The sequence below is a fragment of the Eubacterium sp. genome, assembly GCF_057858645.1.
Genome location: NZ_DBLZZO010000014.1, coordinates 31,366 through 50,396, shown reverse-complemented (window position 1 = coordinate 50,396; position 19,031 = coordinate 31,366). Strand labels below are relative to the sequence as shown.

At 33.5% G+C, this 19,031-nt stretch carries 27 protein-coding genes and 1 pseudogene; 7 read left to right on the top strand and 21 right to left on the bottom strand.

From position 1 onward, the window contains the following. From ACZM4J_RS06365 to ACZM4J_RS06310, 12 genes are all read right to left on the bottom strand, one after another. The gene (locus ACZM4J_RS06365) at positions 1-453 is read right to left on the bottom strand and encodes a RusA family crossover junction endodeoxyribonuclease (protein WP_301955869.1); all 453 of its coding nucleotides are present in this window, start codon (positions 451-453) and stop codon (positions 1-3) included. Continuing rightward, positions 437-748, bottom strand: coding sequence for a hypothetical protein (locus ACZM4J_RS06360; protein WP_301955870.1), 312 nt, complete (start codon positions 746-748; stop codon positions 437-439). The genes ACZM4J_RS06365 and ACZM4J_RS06360 overlap by 17 nt, the downstream gene beginning before the upstream one ends. A gap of 89 nt (positions 749-837) precedes the next feature. Continuing rightward, positions 838-1,770, bottom strand: a complete 933-nt coding sequence (locus ACZM4J_RS06355; RefSeq protein ID WP_489485825.1) for a recombinase RecT — start codon at positions 1,768-1,770, stop codon at positions 838-840. Between the two features lie 12 nt (positions 1,771-1,782). Next, positions 1,783-2,700, bottom strand: a complete 918-nt coding sequence (locus ACZM4J_RS06350) for a DUF1351 domain-containing protein (protein ID WP_489485824.1) — start codon at positions 2,698-2,700, stop codon at positions 1,783-1,785. A gap of 12 nt (positions 2,701-2,712) precedes the next feature. Continuing rightward, entirely contained in the window at positions 2,713-3,330 is a 618-nt protein-coding gene (locus ACZM4J_RS06345; protein ID WP_301955915.1) for a YqaJ viral recombinase family protein, read from the bottom strand. Between the two features lie 42 nt (positions 3,331-3,372). Beyond that, entirely contained in the window at positions 3,373-3,684 is a 312-nt protein-coding gene (locus ACZM4J_RS06340) for a hypothetical protein (protein ID WP_489485823.1), read from the bottom strand. 10 nt (positions 3,685-3,694) lie between these two features. Beyond that, positions 3,695-3,931: a hypothetical protein gene (locus ACZM4J_RS06335; RefSeq protein ID WP_489485821.1), complete on the bottom strand. Its 237-nt coding sequence runs from the start codon at positions 3,929-3,931 to the stop codon at positions 3,695-3,697. Positions 3,932-3,956: 25 nt separating this feature from the next. Further along, positions 3,957-4,088 (bottom strand): hypothetical protein, encoded by a 132-nt coding sequence (locus ACZM4J_RS06330; RefSeq protein ID WP_489485820.1) that lies wholly within the window; start codon positions 4,086-4,088, stop codon positions 3,957-3,959. Between the two features lie 67 nt (positions 4,089-4,155). Continuing rightward, positions 4,156-4,272 carry a YlcI/YnfO family protein gene (locus ACZM4J_RS06325; RefSeq protein ID WP_290988441.1) on the bottom strand — a complete coding sequence of 39 codons (117 nt, stop codon included), beginning with the start codon at positions 4,270-4,272 and terminating at the stop codon, positions 4,156-4,158. 102 nt (positions 4,273-4,374) lie between these two features. Next, positions 4,375-4,578 carry a hypothetical protein gene (locus ACZM4J_RS06320; protein ID WP_489485819.1) on the bottom strand — a complete coding sequence of 68 codons (204 nt, stop codon included), beginning with the start codon at positions 4,576-4,578 and terminating at the stop codon, positions 4,375-4,377. A gap of 21 nt (positions 4,579-4,599) precedes the next feature. Beyond that, complete coding sequence (locus tag ACZM4J_RS06315) at positions 4,600-4,821, bottom strand: helix-turn-helix transcriptional regulator (RefSeq protein ID WP_489485818.1); 222 nt, start codon at positions 4,819-4,821, stop codon at positions 4,600-4,602. Between the two features lie 128 nt (positions 4,822-4,949). Continuing rightward, positions 4,950-5,090 (bottom strand): hypothetical protein, encoded by a 141-nt coding sequence (locus ACZM4J_RS06310; RefSeq protein WP_489485816.1) that lies wholly within the window; start codon positions 5,088-5,090, stop codon positions 4,950-4,952. 150 nt (positions 5,091-5,240) lie between these two features. On the opposite strand from ACZM4J_RS06310, the gene ACZM4J_RS06305 reads away from it, so the two are divergent. The 5 genes from ACZM4J_RS06305 (at position 5,241) to ACZM4J_RS06285 (ending at position 10,594) form a co-directional block, all read left to right on the top strand. Continuing rightward, the gene (locus tag ACZM4J_RS06305; protein WP_489485815.1) at positions 5,241-5,573 is read left to right on the top strand and encodes a helix-turn-helix domain-containing protein; all 333 of its coding nucleotides are present in this window, start codon (positions 5,241-5,243) and stop codon (positions 5,571-5,573) included. Positions 5,574-5,929: 356 nt separating this feature from the next. Beyond that, a complete protein-coding gene (locus ACZM4J_RS06300) occupies positions 5,930-6,403 on the top strand; it encodes an ImmA/IrrE family metallo-endopeptidase (protein WP_489485813.1) in 474 nt (157 codons plus the stop codon). A gap of 19 nt (positions 6,404-6,422) precedes the next feature. Next, the gene (locus ACZM4J_RS06295) at positions 6,423-7,175 is read left to right on the top strand and encodes a hypothetical protein (RefSeq protein WP_489485812.1); all 753 of its coding nucleotides are present in this window, start codon (positions 6,423-6,425) and stop codon (positions 7,173-7,175) included. A gap of 171 nt (positions 7,176-7,346) precedes the next feature. After that, entirely contained in the window at positions 7,347-8,369 is a 1,023-nt protein-coding gene (locus ACZM4J_RS06290; protein ID WP_489485811.1) for a site-specific integrase, read from the top strand. 530 nt (positions 8,370-8,899) lie between these two features. Next, positions 8,900-10,594 carry a hypothetical protein gene (locus tag ACZM4J_RS06285; protein WP_489485809.1) on the top strand — a complete coding sequence of 565 codons (1,695 nt, stop codon included), beginning with the start codon at positions 8,900-8,902 and terminating at the stop codon, positions 10,592-10,594. A 326-nt stretch (positions 10,595-10,920) separates the two neighbouring features. Here ACZM4J_RS06285 and ACZM4J_RS06280 read toward each other — a convergent pair whose 3' ends face one another. From ACZM4J_RS06280 to ACZM4J_RS06270, 3 genes are all read right to left on the bottom strand, one after another. Further along, a complete protein-coding gene (locus ACZM4J_RS06280; RefSeq protein WP_022165303.1) occupies positions 10,921-11,115 on the bottom strand; it encodes a hypothetical protein in 195 nt (64 codons plus the stop codon). Between the two features lie 125 nt (positions 11,116-11,240). Next, the gene (locus ACZM4J_RS06275; protein ID WP_302689895.1) at positions 11,241-11,519 is read right to left on the bottom strand and encodes a hypothetical protein; all 279 of its coding nucleotides are present in this window, start codon (positions 11,517-11,519) and stop codon (positions 11,241-11,243) included. Positions 11,520-11,536: 17 nt separating this feature from the next. Then, the gene (locus ACZM4J_RS06270; protein ID WP_022165300.1) at positions 11,537-11,752 is read right to left on the bottom strand and encodes a hypothetical protein; all 216 of its coding nucleotides are present in this window, start codon (positions 11,750-11,752) and stop codon (positions 11,537-11,539) included. Between the two features lie 307 nt (positions 11,753-12,059). Between ACZM4J_RS06270 and ACZM4J_RS06265 the strand changes: the two genes are divergently transcribed. Together ACZM4J_RS06265 and ACZM4J_RS06260 are read left to right on the top strand one after the other, a co-directional pair. Next, the gene (locus tag ACZM4J_RS06265; RefSeq protein WP_022165299.1) at positions 12,060-12,731 is read left to right on the top strand and encodes a response regulator transcription factor; all 672 of its coding nucleotides are present in this window, start codon (positions 12,060-12,062) and stop codon (positions 12,729-12,731) included. 2 nt (positions 12,732-12,733) lie between these two features. Next, positions 12,734-14,311, top strand: a complete 1,578-nt coding sequence (locus ACZM4J_RS06260; protein WP_489485807.1) for a sensor histidine kinase — start codon at positions 12,734-12,736, stop codon at positions 14,309-14,311. 178 nt (positions 14,312-14,489) lie between these two features. On the opposite strand, the pseudogene ACZM4J_RS06255 reads toward ACZM4J_RS06260, so the two are convergent. The 6 genes and pseudogenes from ACZM4J_RS06255 to ACZM4J_RS06230 all read right to left on the bottom strand — a co-directional run bounded on the left by ACZM4J_RS06255 (position 14,490) and on the right by ACZM4J_RS06230 (position 18,820). Next, positions 14,490-14,996, bottom strand: a pseudogene (locus ACZM4J_RS06255) (CinA family protein). A gap of 87 nt (positions 14,997-15,083) precedes the next feature. Then, positions 15,084-15,668: a macro domain-containing protein gene (locus tag ACZM4J_RS06250; protein WP_412622448.1), complete on the bottom strand. Its 585-nt coding sequence runs from the start codon at positions 15,666-15,668 to the stop codon at positions 15,084-15,086. 113 nt (positions 15,669-15,781) lie between these two features. Further along, complete coding sequence (locus ACZM4J_RS06245) at positions 15,782-16,117, bottom strand: hypothetical protein (RefSeq protein ID WP_022165294.1); 336 nt, start codon at positions 16,115-16,117, stop codon at positions 15,782-15,784. A gap of 46 nt (positions 16,118-16,163) precedes the next feature. Next, positions 16,164-16,721, bottom strand: coding sequence for a hypothetical protein (locus tag ACZM4J_RS06240; protein ID WP_489485805.1), 558 nt, complete (start codon positions 16,719-16,721; stop codon positions 16,164-16,166). A 255-nt stretch (positions 16,722-16,976) separates the two neighbouring features. Then, the gene (locus ACZM4J_RS06235; RefSeq protein WP_022165292.1) at positions 16,977-17,654 is read right to left on the bottom strand and encodes a hypothetical protein; all 678 of its coding nucleotides are present in this window, start codon (positions 17,652-17,654) and stop codon (positions 16,977-16,979) included. A gap of 122 nt (positions 17,655-17,776) precedes the next feature. After that, positions 17,777-18,820: a helix-turn-helix transcriptional regulator gene (locus ACZM4J_RS06230; protein WP_489485803.1), complete on the bottom strand. Its 1,044-nt coding sequence runs from the start codon at positions 18,818-18,820 to the stop codon at positions 17,777-17,779. Positions 18,821-19,031: the final 211 nt, after the last annotated feature.

Here is a 19,031-nt window from a genome sequence, read left to right as displayed (position 1 = left end):
TTAGTCTCCTTGCGTAGTCTCTATGCCTACCAACACACCAGCTTCTTCATTCTGCTCTGTGTACCTTTTATGTACTTCCAGTTCACAAATCTGTGTATCGTCTCCATAAGCTACTTTATTTAATGCGTCACATATAACCTTTGCTATATTATCCGCATCCGGTTTCTTACATGGAAGTTCTTCTCTTGCTTCCATTAACAAACGTCTTTTCTTGCTTGTACTTTTGGGTATTTCGAAAACTGCCTCAATGTACATGTGAATAGGCTCTTTATTAAAATACCCTTCAAACCTGTTCTCTTTTGCCTGCTGAACATAACTTGTTTTTATCAGGTTTTCATAGAGAACAGTTCCCTCGGGAGTAATGCTCTGCATTCTCCCAAGTTTTGGATTATAAAATGTTCTCGCCCTTGCTTTTCCCTTTGGTGGGCCCGGAACCTTAAACTGCATTTCCATTCTGTATCTCCTTTACCCTTCTTCGTGTTGCCAGCAAGGACCAGCCAATTCTTTTTAGTCTGCTGTCTTCCTGCTTAAAATACTTCACTACCAAATCATCTTCTTCTCCCTGAATTGGTTGGAAGTATCCTTTTCCGTTTGAAAGATTCAATATAACCGTATTTCTTCTTGCCAACGATATTGCTTCTCTTACGTCTCTATCACTTAATCCGGTTACTCTTTCCAACTGTTGCCTTGATATGGCATTTTCTTTACCAAAAGGAATGTAGTCAACTATCTTTATACTTTCTTTCAATTAACCAACCTCCTTTCCTGCCTGCTGTAAATTCAGCAGGCTTATTTCGTGATTAAAATATTTTTCCTATTTCTGACTGTTGCCTATTACTAAAAATTAAAAAATGCTGACTGTACATCCTTTTCTTCTATGTTATTTGTTGTTGTGTTATCAGTTGGTGTTTCAACTGTTACGTTACTGCTCTGTGTCTGTTCCTGCACAATTTCCTGGTTTTCTTCTGAAACACTGACTTCTTCATATTCCTGCTGTTCAACCGGCTCGTTATCCACGTATGTTCTTGTTCCATCTTCATTAATGACTGCCATGTCACTGTCAATAGCTCTTTGCATGTCAATGCTCATAATTCCCCACTTGCTGATAATCTGTCTAAGCATTGTCTTATATGCCATTCCATCAAAGTCCTTACTCCAGAAAGTCCACTTTGTTCCTTTCTTTATGTCTGCTGCATAACCTTGTGAATACTTAATTGCATGAGCTTTCATCTTTTCCTTTGACCAGTATATGGCTTTCTTAAATCCGTTTGTATATTCAAACATTGCATAATAGCCAATTGTTTCTGCCTTTTCTCTCTCATTTTCATCTGCAATGAGATTTACTTCTATGTCTTCATTAAGTGGGTCGAATCTGATTAATTCGCCTTTCTTAATGGCTAACACATTTAATTTCTTATACTGTCCTGATCTGATGGCTAACTGAATATAACCTTTGTAGCCTAACTGAAACTGTGCCACCTTAATGCCTGCCTTGTTATCCTTAAACGGAACCATGTAATACTGACCTAACTGTGGACTTGGTGAAAGATTTAAACTCTCACCTAAAAGTGCAGCACTTACTATTGAAGAGTTCTCACACTCCTGCAATGTTGGGTTATTACCAACCGCACTTACTATTGAACTGATGAAACGTTGACCGTTCTTTCCACCTATTACACCATTAATCTGATTCTTTACTGCATCATTCTTAAGATATGCTGTAAAACTTGTTTCCTTACTTCTCTTTGCTAAACTGTTTGATACTGCCATTTTCATTTCCTCCTAATGTATTGGACCATATTCTATATTGTTGCTTGTTAAAAATTCCTTAAGCTCTCTAAGCTGTTTCTGTGTGCCATAAACTTTAAAAGAAACTGCAAATTTTCTCTCCTCTGTAACTGTTGCTTCAACTATCTTTGTAGCTTCAACCTCCTGCTGTGTTTCTTCCGGTTGCTGTTCCACTACTACCTGCTTACCTGCCTGAACAACTTTCTGTGCTTCTGCTTCTTCTCTGGCTTTTCGCTCTTCCATTTCAGCCTTACGCTTTGCTTCATATTCAGCTTTCTTTCTTGCGTTTTCTTCAAACTGCTGCTTAACTGATATAGCTTCAGTCATATCCAGATTCTTAAGGTATGCCTGCTTCATTTCAAACTGGTATTCTCTGGTATCAGCATTAATTACTTCAAGATCATGTCTCACTCTGTCTCTCAAATCTTCAATTTCGTTTACAATAGATTTAAAAGTTGTTGAGCTGTTTAAAAAGCTTTCCTTGAATACTCTGTCAAACGTTAAAATCTCTGCAATGCCTTCTGCTCCTTCAACAGACATTGCCTTATCATAGATTTCTTTTACCTTTTCACGTTTTTCTTCTCTCAACTTTTCGGTGTAGGCTTTTACCTGAGAAGCAATATTGTCATTTGCTTCACCAATGATCGATACTAATTCCTTAACCTGACTTTCAAACTGTGTATAAGGTTCAAGCATCATCTTCTTAACGTCTTTTCGCTTATCTTCTAAAACCTTAATGAACTTGTTTAATTTTGCTCTGTCCGCTTTTGCTTCCTTGATGTTTTCATCTGTATACACCAAAGAACCATACATTTCTGCCTTTTCTGTTATTTCTTTCTTTAATTCTTCAAAGTTCCAGTCAATCTGTTTAACTGTATTTTCTTTAGTTGGGTTGTAAATTTCTAATTCCATTTGTTTCCTCCATTAAATCTCCGGAAGAATCAGAGCCGGTTGTTTTCTCTGCTTAACTGATTTGATAAACTCATATTCTTCCTTTTTTAGTATTTCTATATCTTCTGTCACATCTTCTCTTTCAATGTGATAATCCTTTGTGATAAGTCTTATTCTTTGGTTCCAAACACTTTTAATCTGCGCTCTTAACTCCACAAACTCATATTCTGTTACCATCAGGTAATGCAGCACCTGTATGTAATAGTTATCAGGAATGTGTTCACCATCCCATTTTTCCTTGTGCATTGAACCGAACAACTCGCTGGTCTTACATTCAAATATACCTTTTCGTCCAGTTTCAATTTCTGTTAATTCTCCATCAAGTGATGCATGAGCAAACGGATATTTATCATTGAGAAGCATGTTGTCACCAAAGTATTCAACTTTATATTCCGGGTGGTCTAATGCAAATATTGCTCTTATATGTTCTTCTGCCTTTGTTCCGTAAATAACATAGGGCTTGTCTGAAATATCAATAGGTTCTTTAATTCCTACCATTTCTTTCCAAAGCTCTTCATTTGTTTTGTACGGATTAAGACCTAACACTGCTGCTGCATCAGAACCGCCTATTTTCCCTTTTCTTGCTTCCAGCCATAATTCCTTGGTCGGAAAACTCTTTCTGGTAACTATTGCCTATTCCTCCATCAAAATCTCGTCCACTGCTCCACACAGTAGGCTTGTTGCTAACACCATTCCTGCTGAATACAACAGCTTCATTGGAATACTGTCAACGCAAATCCAATTGTTGTACCACATTACAATTACAACAACGATACCAATCATCAGATTCTTGTATCTGTTTGCAACTCTGTACTTTTCCTGTAAAACGTGGTAATCTTTAGGTGTATTATTTTTGTGAGAGCTTGAATGTAGTGGTGTATATTCAGGCTCTTCTTTTTTGGTTTCTTTTACTTCTCTTACTTTAAGTCTTGTGTCTTGTTCCATTAGTTCCTCCTTATCTTCCAAACATTTTTAATATTTCTTCATCTGTAAAATGTAGCATGTCGTCTAATCTCCACAAGTCACTCAATTTAAACGTATCTGCTTTGCTCTGTTTCTTGTAGAACGTATTCGCATGCATTATTTTTCGCTTTTCAATGTCCTTTGGGACTTTGTTGTTTCTTATTAATGCAGTTTTAAGTATTATTCTTGTTTCGTTAATTCTGTCTGCTATTGAATTTCTTACAGGCATATCTCTCACCTCCTGCTACCTTTTCTTAAATTGACAATGAATAATCATTATTAACAGCTATGGATTTAATTGTCTGTAGCTGTTTCTCTGTTAACTCCGTTTCCAAAAGTGCTGTTAGTTCATCAACTGTTGGGTTTTTATTAACTAAATAAATCATCAATGACGCTAATTTTGTGCTGTCTGTTACAGCTCTAACTTATTCTATTCTTTTCACTTACTACCTCCTACAACTTCCATAATGCCTGAACTATCAGAGCATTAACTGTTAATCCTTTCTTCTTCGCCAGCTCTTTTAACTTCTGGTGCAATTCCTTTGGAATCCTTATTGTTGTCTGTATCATTTCTCTACTCCTTTCGTTTTGATAGCATTATGATACGACTTAATCCGAGGTTTCCCTTGTGCTGTAAAGCACGAGGTTTGTCAACCTTTTTCGACTATTTCATTAAACAATCTGTCTAACTATGTCACTAATCATTGCTGTTCCCGAATCCAAATGAACATTGACTATTTTCTTTCTGCCGTAACAGAATGTAGCTATAACTGTTTCACTGTTTTCGTTGTATGTTAAATTTTCCAAGTCCTGTAAATTTCTTGTTTCCTGTAATGCAGGTAAAAGCAAGTCACATATTTTCTGTTTATCTTCCATATTGTTGCTCCTTTTTATTAATTATTTTCTATTTTTTGTAGAGTATGATGGTAAAAAAATATAGTCTTGTGGCATATTATATATTTTTGACATCATTTCCATTTCTGGTATTCCTGGAATATTCTTTCCCTTCTCCCAATTAATTATTGTTTGTTTACTAATTCCCATTTTTTTTGCAACATCTTCTTGTGTAAATCCTGCATTAACTCTAGCTGCTGCTAAAGTAATTTGTATTTTAGACACCTTTTATCACTCCTTCCTTTACAAATAATTATCTTCCTGCTATAATTTCTTATATCACTTGGGCGACTTAGCAGGAATGTTAAGAAGTGTCGCCCTTGTGTGTGCTTGTTATTTATCGTCCTACTTAGTTATTTAAGTAGGGCTTTTACTTTTTCTTTTGCTTTCTCCAAATCTTCGCTCTCTTCTAAGATTGCTAAGATCTTTCTTGTTTGATTTTCTTCTGTAGTTTCTTTTAGTAATTCTGCTAAGCTCATTTCTTCATTCTCCATAAGTAACTCCTTTCCTGCTATCTCCTTGCTACTCTTATATATTACTCTACTTTTTGTAGAGTGTCAATACTTTTTGTAAACTTTTTCTACTTTTTGTATTGCTTTTTTTCTTATTCTGTTTTATCCTTATTACATAAGGAGGTATTTCCTATGAGTGAAGATATTTATAAAGAAATTTTCTCAAAAAATTTAAAACATTATATGTCCATAAATGGAAAAACTCAAACTGATCTGATTAACGATTTAGGATTAAATAAATCAGCTATTTCTACTTGGTGTAATGGCACACGTTTACCTAGAATGGATAAAGTTGATGTTTTAGCTAAATATTTTGGCATTAATCGTTCTGACTTAATAGAAGATAAATCTTCAATCCCTAAAGTCAATACTCTTGCAGCACACTTTGAGGGTGAGGAGTTTACAGAAGAAGAAATGGATGAAATTAAAAACTTTGTGGAGTTCGTAAAGAATAAAAGAAAATAGAACAATGAAAATATAATATACTTACCAGGGGAACCGAAGGGGCGACATACCAACTGCCGGACTTTACAAAAGAAAGGGGTTGGTGCCAATGGTTACATACAGCGACTTATTTGCTTTCGTGACAATGTTGTGCAGTGTGATAGCTCTTGTTATTACTTATTTCTCACACAAAAAATAGTGCCCCTGCTCTGGTAAAGTAAGGCACTATTTCTTTAAAACTTATTTACCGGCGGCTAGGTTTCGTCTAGCTTTCGGTTCTCTTGTTAAGTATATTATATCAAATTTTTAAAATTATTCAATACGTCCCATTTATGGGACACTCCATGCGATATACTTTAGTGGGGAGGTGATTTAACTTGAATCAATTAGAACAGTTAGAATCAGAAGCCTGCAAGGATGGTATAAAAGTTGTAGATTATTCTTTTGACAGCCCAAATATCAAAGGGTTGTATTGTGACGGAACTGTTGGAATCAGTGATAATTTAAAAACGAATGCTGAAAAGTTATGCGTTCTTGCAGAAGAGCTTGGGCACCATCATACTTCTGCCGGCAACATACTTGATATGAGTTCTGCTTCCAATCGTAATCAGGAACAGAAGGCAAGAATTTGGAGTTACAATAAATTGATAGATTTACAAGGTTTTATTAATGCTTTTGAACACCATTGTGCTAACTTGTATGAGACAGCAACTTTTCTTGGTGTTACAGAGCAGTTTCTTGCAGACACAATAAATGCTTATATGCATAAATATGGATGTTACATAAAGTACAAGAATTATGTTATTGAATTCGGATTTAATTCAGTAAATGTAATAAAGCAATATAATTAATTTTAAGGAGGGAAAAAGTATGGCAATGATTAAGTGTGTAGAATGTGGAAAGGAATTTTCAGACAAAGCCTCTGCTTGTCCTGAATGTGGTTGTCCTACAGAATATTCAGTAGATTCAAATAATGCTACTTCTGATTCTGATGGATTTGTAGAGCAGGATCCTATTATGGAAGATGAAACAGAAGAATCTACAGCTAATATCAGCGACACAGTAAAGGATTTTGCCGGCAAAGCTTTAGCATCTTGGAATGACAGAAACCATGCCACATCAAAAGTTAATGTAATTAAGGTGGACGAACAACATAAAACTTTTCAAATTAAAGGATATGTTCCAAAACATAAGGGTACAGGTGTCGGAAAAGCTTTAAAAGGTGCTTTATCAATACAATCTCTTGGTCTATCAAACCTAATAGGAAATAGCATTAGTTCATCAGGAAACAAAAATTGGTATAGCTTTGATGACTTGGTAAGCTATGAGCTTTTAGCTGATGATTCTGTTGTCGTAAGTGGTGGTGTAGGACAAGCATTAATAGGTGGTTTAGCCTTTGGTGCTGCCGGTGCAGTTGCCGGTGGCATTACCGGAAAAAGAAAACAGAAGAAAAAAATTGAATCTCTTATTATTAGAGTAACCTTAAATGATTTCAAGACACCTTGCATTTGCATTCCTATTGTAACTAAAGCTGTAAAAGTCGGAACAAAAGATTATTTTCAGGCTACAACTGAAGCTCAACAGGTATTATCAATGCTTGATGTAATTGCACATAATAAATAATTATTACAAATAAAAAAAGAGCCAGCCACTCACGACCAGCTCCAAGTGATATAAATACCACCCTAGACAAGTTGTATTTTATCACTTTTAGGAGCATCTGGTCAATCCGAACTACTGTTCATAGGCTGGGTGTTATTTTTATACCCTTTTAAGTGGGAAAGGAGATACAATATGGCTAAAGCAAAGAAAACATCATCAGGAAAATGGAGAACATTGGTATTTGACTATGTTGATGAAAAAGGCAAAAGACATTATAAGTCTTTCACTGCAAACACGAAAAAGGAAAGTGAGTATCTTGCCACTGAATATCAAATGAACAAAAATGACTGCAAAGAAGATAAAGGTAACTGCACTGTTGGTCAAATTATATCAGAATACATTGATTCTAAACGAACAACGCTGTCTCCAACAACCATCAGCGGATATGAATGTTCCTACAGAAATCATTATAAGGCAATCTTAGATTCACCAATAAATGTTCTTACCTCAAATATCCTTCAACGTTGGATTGGTGACTTGAATCAAAGACTTTCACCTAAAACAGTATTGAATGCATATGGTTTGTTTCATTCTGCAATTGACTATGCAGATATACCATTCAATTTTAAAGTGAAATTGCCACAGAAGAAAAAAGATGTAGACATATATATTCCTACAGATAGTGACGTAAAGAAACTCATACAATATTTTAAAGACCAAGATAATAAAGATATGCTCGTTGCTGTTTATCTTGCAGCTTATGGCACATTGAGACGTTCAGAAGTTTGTGGTGCTACTGCTGATGATGTTCATGGAAATAAACTTACGGTTAATAAAGCATTAGTTGATGCTCACGATAAAGGACTTATCCTGAAAGCAACAAAAAATACATCCAGCACACGAGTTATAGAGTTACCCCAATTTGTCATTGATGAATTACCAAAAAGTGGAAAATTGGTGCATATTGTTCCACGAACATTGACAAGAAATTTTGCTTCTGCTGTGAAGCATTTGAAACTACCTCATTTTAGATTTCACGATTTACGACATTACTCTGCATCAATAATGCATGCTATTGGAGTTCCTGACGTTTACATAATGGAACGTGGTGGATGGAGTTCTGACAAGACACTGAAAGCTATTTACAGAAATTCCCTAACAGACTATCAGAGAAAATATACAGATATGACAAATGATTATTTTTCAAAACTATAAACCATAGCCTTAGATTAACTTCTAGGGCTATTTTGCGTTGCATTTTGCGTTGCATTTTATCCAAAACATACCTTTTTAGTCACTTCAATCACAATTATGTAAAACGCTACACTGCCGATAAATAAAGGGATTGCGATAAATAAAGGAGTTTTGCTGATTTTGTATAATAGGGTTCGATCCCCGTCTCGCGCTTCTTTTTTTGCAATAAAAAGGGTACCTTAACAGGTGCCCTTTTTTATTGCAAAATCGAGCCTGAGTTCAGGCTCGAAGGTTCGATTTTTCTGCTGCCGCCTCGGTCGTTGCTTCTGACTCCGTCCAGAGGTGTCCACAGGACACCCGCAACACGTCTCGTACTTTTTTTGACATTTTTAGGACTTTTTTGTGTTTGTACATATATATGGAAAATCTTAAAATTAAAACACCTTCCAAAAAAATTAACACCATATATAAAAATAGGCTACTAACAAATAACTCTTTAGAAGTGTATAATTATAATGTATGTTTAAACAAATGAAAGAGAGGTTTATGAAATGAAAAGATTAAAGAAATTTGGTGCGATTATTTGTGCCATTGCAATGTTAGTATCTTCGATTACATACTATCCAACAAGCAATGTAAGTGCAGCAGCAACATCATTACCTAAGGAAGTAATAGGACTTGTTGCTGTTAGCAAAAGTGGTTCGGATACAATTGATAATGCAATTATGTTTGCATGGGCAGGAGCCGATGACCCAGCAAATGTAGCTGGATATGATCCAACAGTTACAGCAACAGTCATTTATATTTACAAGGATGGAGAGTTAGTTACAAAGATTGGCAATGCTACAAAAGGCGGTGTAGTAGGTGGACTTCCAGCAGGTTCATATACAGCGCAGGCTGCAAATGTAAACAGCATGGGTGAGGGAACATTATCAGAGAAAGTTAGCTTTACAGTAACAGGAGCAACTCTTAATTACACATATCCTGTTGATTGCATAGGTCCAAAAACACCGGCAGGATTAAGTTATATTACAGGAAATCCGGAAGTTCCTGCTGACAATCCGGCGCAGGCAGACAATAAATTAGGTGTTGCATGGGCACCATCATCAGAAGCAAGTATTCCATCAGCAGATTCATCAGTTGTAGGTTACAATTTATATTTATTTGATGCAAAGACAGGTACACCTTACAGACGTGTATATGTAGATGGAATTACCAATTCAAATGTTATATTGGAAAGTGTATCATCAGGTGAATATCTGGCATATTTATCAGCGGTGGATGCAGAAGGCAGAGAGTCAGCTTTGGCGGCACCATCATTTGGTCAGTCATCAAAGGTTACTGTTAAAGGTGAGGTTATAGATAATGCACAGTCATTTGACAAACCAAATCAGCCAACATTACCACTTGGACTTTCAATTTTAACAGAAGGTATAGACTATGGATTTACTATTGCATGGTCTGATGTGGCAGATTTAACAGGTCAAAGATTGAATCTTTTTGTAGATGGTGTTTGTATTAAGGTAGGAATCAATGGGAAAGTGGCAAGTTACTATGAAAACAGACTTGCGACAGGTACATATGAAGTAGAAGTAAGATCACAGTATACAAGTAACAATGTAGAATCATTTGGATTAAAGAAAACTGTGTCAATTAAAGCAGACCCTGGACTCTCAGGAAAAACACCTGCAGAACTTGCAGATCCTGCATATTCAGAATACGAGGAACCAACTACAAATCCAACAACTACTGCAGAACCAACTTCAGAAATTGAAACAACACCAGTAGTTGAGCCAACAACTACTGCAGAACCAACAACTACTGAAGAACTAACAACTACTGCAGAACCAACAACTACTTCAGAAACTACAAAGCCACAGGAGTCAAAGACAAATGCACAAACAACAACTAAAAAACAACCAAGTCAGACTACAAAAAAATCATCTGTAAAGGTTGGAAAGGCAGTTGTTAAAAAAGCAATTAAAAAGAAAAATGCTAAGAAAATTAGTCTTAAATTGAAGAGAGTTAAAGGCGCAACCAAGTACAAAGTACAGATTGCAAAAGATAAGAAGTTTAAAAAGACAATATTGACAAAAACAACTAAGAAATTGACATATAGTGTATCAAATAGCAAGTTTAAAAAGGCTAAAAAATTGTATGCAAGAGCAAAAGCCATTGTTGTCAAAGGAAAGAAAACTTATCAGGGCAAATGGTCAAAGCCAAAGCAGGTTAAGATAAAAAAATAAAATTATAAACAGTTAAAAAGAAGGGAAAGCCAAAATCCGGTTTTCTCTTCTTTTTTAATGCTTTGAAATAGACAAACAGCCATATGACAAAACGTTACCTCAAGGATTGAGCTTATTCAAAAATTATAGACTATCAATTAACCTCTAAAGCCTTTGGCAGTATAGCATTGATATTACGAGAAATTTTTGATTTGGCTTCTGATGAAGAATTTAACATTATTGACAGAAATATATTTAGAGAAATCAGCTTTAAAAAAGCACCTTATACTATTCATAGAAAAAAGAAAAGTCAGGAAGAAGTTTACACCTACAAAGAGAAATCAACTTTAATAAGTGAAGCTTGGAACAATACAGAATTCTTCCTTTGATTCAATAGCTATACAATTCTGTTCGTCGTATATTGTTACTGGCTCATATTCTTTTCCATCTATACTATACTTTTTGTAGTCCAATTTAGGCATTTCATCTAATTTTAACACTCTATAATTTCTAACCTGAAAATCATAAACTACTTTACTCATCTGCTTTTTTCACACTCTCCTCCAACGCTTCTGGCGAGAGTCCATGTGAATCCCAAAAAACATCTTTTTTTAAAGTATCTACTTCCATATTATACCTTTCTTTTTAGCATTTAATAATATTATGTTTATACATCAATAATAATCTTTTCTAATTCGTCATCTGTCATATGTGCTATTTTACCTGCAAGCTCTACAATTTCCATAAAATCCTGTGATGAATCATAATTAACCTTTTTCCCTGGATACCAAAGTGGTTTATAATTAATTTTAGCCTTTATTCCCCTACTATATATATTTACAAGATATGCACGCTCTAATTCGAATTCTTCCGGTGTCATATCATTTCGCCAAAAAGGTTCTTCCATCATTCCATATGAAGCCCAATCACTTTGTTTTTTCATCATATACATTCACTCTCCATCTATTTTTGTTTCCACAACGGCTTATATGTTCCATTGCGAACTTCTTTACAATGATTTAAATAGTATTGTTTTTCTTCCAGATAATCTCTAACAGTCATCCCCGCATGAACAAAAGGATACTGATTTAAAAGAATTGGATCAAAAAACTCAGAAGCTATTTGATCACATTGTTCTTTTGTATACTGTACTCCATCATATTCAAACATTTCACTCATATTCTTTCATTCCTCCTTTTGTCATGCCCTTTATCAGCTACTTCTAATGCTGAAAAGTAATTCCCATACCTGGTAAATGTAGCACTACTTTGTAAATTTTGCACACTGCCAGAGGCTAGATTACATCTAGCTTTCGTTTTCTCTTCAACTATATTGTAATAAATTGTTCAAATTGTTCAACCACGTTTAAATGTAAAACTTATCGCAAATCATTTATCCTATTCATCAAAATTTTTTTATTTATGTTATTATGTACATAAAGAATACACATGAATTAATTATTGTTTCAACTGTAAGGAGAATATATATGGTTTACAAAGTATTGTTAGCAGATGACGAGCAAGGTTTACGGGACATTACAAAAAAATATTTAGAACGAAACGGATTTGATGTAATCACTGCCAAAAATGGTGCCGAGGCAATAGCCGCAGTTGATAAAAATGTATTTGATATTATTGTATTAGACATTATGATGCCTGAAATTGATGGCAGGCAGATTTGTCAATACATTAGAACAAAATATGATGTGCCTGTTATCTTTCTTACCGCACTAGGTAAAGAACAGGATGTTATTCAAGGCTATGAAATTGGAGCAGATGAATATGTTACCAAGCCATTTTCCATGCCAATACTTATGGCGAAAATTAATTCATTGGTAAAAAGATACCATGGTCTTACAATCAAAAAAGGTTTAATAACAATTGGCAATATTCAAATCGAGCCTGCCAGACGTATTGTGACAGTAAATAAAAAAGTCATTTCCATTGCTCCAAAAGAATATGAGCTTCTAATGTACTTTATTGACAATAAAAATCAGGTACTTAGTCGAACCCAGATTCTTGATGCTGTATGGGGTTATGATTATGAAGGTTATGACAGAGCCGTTGACACTCATGTAAAAAAACTTAGAGCAATACTTGGAGAGGAAAACCATTATATTCATACAATTATAAAAGGTGGATATATTTGGAGGCAATAATAATGAAAAATCACTACAAACGTTTAAAAGTAAAATTAACAGTTATGATATTTGTTGCAGCAATATTAGGCAGTCTTAGTTTGACACTATATAAGGCAATAGAAATTCAAGATGATTATCTTACCGATATGTATAATGAATATTGCACCAGAGCAGACAAAGCCTATAGAGCTACTCTTGCACTAGACCAAAAGAAAGATGATAGAACAGCAAGTTCTTATTTTTACAGAGAATTATCTAATGCAGGACTTAATTATCATATTGGCTTTTATGCAGTCCTTACGAATTTAAATGGGAACGTTTTAGCTAACACACAGAATATGCTTATTGTTGATAACGAAACTAACGATACTCAAAAATATATTCTTTTAGGTGGACAAGTTGATGAACATTCTATCAAATACGATTTATTACACTACATCAACTCTACCGAAAAAGTTCACATCAAAGGATATGAAGATGAATCTTTTATTTATCCGGAAAAAATCACATTTGAATGTTTGAGTCATGAAAAAAAACATACTCTAACTTTATCAAATAACAATGTGCCATCTGATGCAAAAAAGATTGATTATAAAATAAATGGGTACTATCTCCTAGCCAATGACAGATTTTCTAATAAAAATGTAGTTAATAACGAAGCCAAAACTCTTGTTTACGACGTTATAAAAAATCCTGCCAGTGATGATAATGTAGAATATGAAAACAAAAACATCTTTAAAACAACAATAATTTTAAAAGACAATCACAACAATGGCATGGGGTACTACAATGTGTACAGTGCTACGGTTATCCACCCGTTTGAAATGGCTGTAAAAGAATTAATGTTAGGAATTGTTCTGATTGTTTTCGCAGCTATTGTACTAATTATTATAATCAACATACTAATTAACAAGACTATTAAACAACAGGAAAAATATGACCAAATGCGTAATAATTTTACCAGCGGTGTTGCACACGAATTTAAGACACCACTTGCATTAATTAAATCATACACAGAAAACTGGGACTATATAGAAGATGAAGACAAACCACTATACAGCACAAAAATCAATAATGAAGTAGATAAACTAAGTGATTTGGTAACCGATTTTCTTGAATTATCAAGACTGGAAGCCAACAAACGCCCACTTAATTTTGAGACTATTGATTTAGTCAGTCTTACTAATGCTGTTATCAATTCGTTACGTCCAATTATAGCTGAGTCAAATTTAGATATTAATTTTAAACATAATGAATCAGAAATATTAATTGATGCTGATCTTGAAATGATAAAAACAGTGATTCAAAACTTTGTTACAAATGCTATTAAACACGCAACAAGTCAAATCATTATTAACGTTGAAAAATCAAACAAAGGTGTTAGCCTTTCCGTCTCTAATGATGGTAAAATGATTGACAAAACTCAAATCAAAAAAATATGGGATGTTTTCTACAAAACAGAAAGTAAAAAACATAACCGCCTTGGCAGCTCCGGTATTGGTCTGTCAATTGCCAAAAACATATTAATGCTACACCATTTTGAATATGGATGTAACAGCAATAAAGAGCTTACTACATTTTGGTTTAAAACTAAATAAACGAAAACACACAATTCCAATGTCTATAGTTTTTTCACCTATAGGCATTGGTTTTAATTGACATCGATAATTGATTGGCTGATAATTTTCCATCCTGTCTTAACAAAGCAAGCACTTTTTCTTCATTTGTTACGCCATTTGCTACGACATTCTTTTCGTTCTGAGTCTCACTTTTTTTCTACTTCAACGTTGCCATAAGGGCATCATATATTTCTTTTGCTACTGCTAATTTATAAGCAAGTCTTGTAGGCTGTGGTGGCAATTCAATATAATATGCTCTGGTCTCGCCGTTAATAGTTATGGCAAAAAACACTTCTCCCAGAATAGATGCTTCTTTATTTAACGGATCAACATTTCCCATAGTTCCTGTAACTCCTATTCCGATATCCGACTTATACGCCTTGCTACATGCTTCTGCCATAGCTATAGCAGTTTCTTTTGAATAAACTGTATATTTATCAATAACTTCTGACGGTACACCCTACATTATTTTTGCTTCATTGCAGTATGTTACAAATGCCCCTTTAATAATAGCTGAAGCGCCTTCCGTATCTGTTATAAGCGATACAATCTGCCCTGCTGTAGCACTTTCCATTGTTGATATAGTCATATTTTTTTGAATTAATAGCTTAGTCAGACTCCTATAATCATCTCTAATATCTTTTTCAGAATAAAACTTTTCCATTATTTTTTTCTCTCCTCTACCTTCATTTATTTGTTCACTTAAGAAACTTCACAAGTTTTTTCGTTATAATTAATTCATACATTATACTTAATATTTCCATTTTTCACTTATCTCTGGTTCCCACCTTGTCGCATAATCCCAGCTTAATTTTTCTGGTGGATTCATTATTTGCCTATATCCCTCATACATTAATTCACATAGCTCCTGTGGATTCATATCTCCGCAACAGCCGCCAAAAGCCGGTATAACAATACTTTTTATATTATTCTCCAATGCTGTCATTAATGTTGTACGCATTGCCTGATATACAACCATTGGTTCTTTTATTTTTGCGGGGATTCTCATTGTTGGCGTATGAATTAATTTAATATTTTTTACACCTGTTTCTATAATAAAACTTGTCCCAACTGGTTGCTCTCCATAATAATTTCTAATTATATATTTCTGAACTTTTTTCATAAGTTCTTCTCCAAAATACTCTGTTATTGCCAAATCATATCCACCGTCCATAATACCATAAGAATTAGCCGGTGATACTATACATTCTACATTATAATTTTCCATAAACTTCTCAAATCCACAACACACTACTTCTACATCTTGTTCGTCTCTAAAATATATCTTCCATATATCTGATATTCTTTTGTTTCTATCTAATAAATATACTTTCATTTTTCTCTCCTAAAAATTATTTCTGTAACACCATATTGATAAAGTTCATTATATTTTTTACTTATCTAGTAATCATCATTTAGTCATTCTACTTATACTATTGTATGCTTCAATTATTGCCTCTTCTTTGCTTGAAAATCGCATTGATAATGCTCATCGAATTCCACTATGTATTCTTCCAATTCAAATTCACTTACAACAGCCTCTATAACCCTTTGGTTATTAATAATTGGATCAATATAAATAATTGCTCTTTGTTCTATTTTGTCCCAAATTACACGTCCTCTTGGATAAAAAATATAATCACCTTCAGCAAAATAATCATCATATAAGCGGTCGTGTCCATAAGAATTATCTAACTTATCACCTTGTATTCTAGCTTGCTCAAATGTGCATTTATTGCATATCAATTTGTTATTTATATAGAAAAACGGTCCTAAATATGCCATAATATTTCCTTTCACTTAGATTTTGGGGTTATTAAAATAATTAAGTTTAAAATGAATTTACCATCAAATCGTATCCTACCAAATCCAGATTCTTATTGTACCAAAATTTGCATTCAGTCTCTCCTGCACCATTTGTCTTTTTGATTATGTAATATTTATCAAATTTTAAGTATAATGTTGCATATTTAAGCGCTGACTGGACATCATCAAATTTTTTCTCATCTTCTGTCAAATAGGCTTCGCTTTCCACATAACACTCTAATTCTGCAAGTTTTCGAATTTTTAGAATTTCATCTTCAATTCCTGCAATATCTTCAGCACAAAGAAAATCGTCATCTAAAATCATTAACAACTTATAATATCTTTCCAATACAGGTGTTTCATTATCGTAGAATTCTTCCAGGATAACATTCACTATAGCCCCCGACTCAATGTCTGCATCTTTCTCATTTTTTGAAAACATAAAATTTTCTACTTTTTTAATTGCTGCATTTGAAAATCCTAAAAGTTTCATTCTGTTTGGCAAATACATTTCTTCTATTGTAGATTTGTCAGGATTAGCATTATTCCATTTATCCGGAAATATAATTTTTGTATTCATCATATCCTCTCTTTCTTATATCCGTCTTTTTTATATCCTTTAAATATTATAAATTAAGCCATGGAACAAATTTATCCCATAGCTTCTTAATTCTAAAAAAACTTATTTATTTCGTGTTATTACAAATTTTTCATTATAGGTTCCAAATCAAACGTATTTGCATCAAGTATTGCATCTCCATTTTCACACAATACTGCAAAGTAGTTTTCATCATAAATAACCTCCTTTGTTCTTTGTTAACGCTTTTATGATTTGTGATTATATATTATCAATACCTTCTTTATATTTTTCCCATTTTATCCTAGCTGCAGGATGATAATATTTTTCTACTTTCGGCTTGCACTCCAACTCCTGAATTATTTCCTCTAGCGTATTTACATAAGCTTTATTTTTTCCACAACAAATACATATTATTTCGGGTGAAATTATTTCTATTTCCGTTTTTATATATTCCTTATACTCTTTAATATACGATTTTAAAACACCAACTAACTCTGATTTTGCACCTCCTCTTTTATTTATATTCATGTATGCAACCGCTTTCAATTCACTTTCACCAAATTTTTCAGCTGATAATTTATTTAACTTTCTTTTAATATTGTGATTTATATTATCTTTAACAATTTTTCTAAACCAAAACTCACCATTATCTATTTCTACAATATTATCTTCTAAGTTTTCGTCAAGCATCCATTGACCATTTGCCTCTTTCAATATGAACAGTATTTTCTCTCCATTATTCCAAGCCTCTTCATCTATTATTCCATCTGGAGTAAATGATTTAGCCGGATTGATTTTTTTCAAATTCTCATGTTCCCTATACCTTTTTAAATAGCTGCTCTTGTCCTTCTTCCCTTCATTCCATTGTTGCCATTCATCTGCCTGCTTCCTTCTCCATTCATCAAATAAATTATCTAATTGTTCTGTTTTGCTCATAATCATTCTCCTTTGTCTCTAATTTTTCCTGCCTGCTTAACCATGCCTAATAGTCCCACGTAAGCTTTGTTTTTTTGTCCATAAAAACTATCTATTATTTCAGTCAGTCTTTTTTATTTCTTCTAATTTTCCTCGTACTTATCCATTGCTGCTTTTAAATCTTCCTTAATGTTATCGACCAGATTTTGTGGACTTAATACCTTTACATGCAATGCATACTGTAACGCCCATTTTCTCATTGACATTTCATTCACATACACCAAGCATGTTACTTCATCGTCTGTTTCGTCCATGAACTGAACCTCTTTTCCAAACCAGTCAAAGATTTCGCTCAATATGTATTTTTTAGCTTTAAACTTCACACGTATGCTTTCGCCGCTAAACATATATATGTGTTCCATAACATGTTTTGGAAGATCAATTCCGTTTTCCAAACCTTTAACCTGTTTTTGTGGTTTAACTTTCTCTTTTAACATTTTTATATCTGTTATTCGGTCAACTCTAAAATGAGCCACGTTATCATATTTATCCACATTACAAATTAAATAGTATTTGTCATTAACAGCCACCATTTGATACGGATTAATTATATAAGGTTCACTTTTTATTGGGTGAAGTTTCTTGTCCGTTCCGTATTCATTGTATGTAAAAGCGACTTTCCTATGTTTTGTTATTGCTTCATCCAATATGTCTAATGTAAAAAATAGCTGATTATTGCGGGGCATATTGTCCGGCAAATTCTGAATATGTTTAACACGTGATTTAAAGAATTCGTTAGACAAGCCTTCAATCTTAGCAATCATATCTTTACATTGTCTAGCCGGTAAATATCTGTTAAACAATAAACTGTCAATTAAAAGTCGAAGCTCACTGTCCGTAAATTCTCTTTTTAAATAAAAGTCAGATAGTATCGAACTTTCTTCCTTAACCCCCTCTCTGTTTTTTACATAACGAACTGTCTCGGTGTATTCAATTTCATATCCGAAATCAATAAGATTCATAATGTTTCTTTTTATAGTTTTTCGTTCAACAGTAGTGTTATATTCATTCTTTAATATTTCAGCTATTTGTTTCTGACTTAATTTGTGATTTTCGTCACTATAACGTTTTAGAATGTCTAAAATATTTATTATAATCATTTTCTTTGGTGGTATAGTGTAATTCATATTTCGCCCCTTTCTTACACACTTACTTAATGACCTTGTATATCCAATTCTTCTGCTCTTATAGTTACTTTAATTATAATACATACAGACGTTAATGTAAGCATAGTATTTAATATTTCTGTTGTCTTTATAAAGTATAAAAAAATAGATGCGACATTTTTGCCTCATCTATTTCAAATTACTCTATTAAATTAAAATGTCTTTTACATTA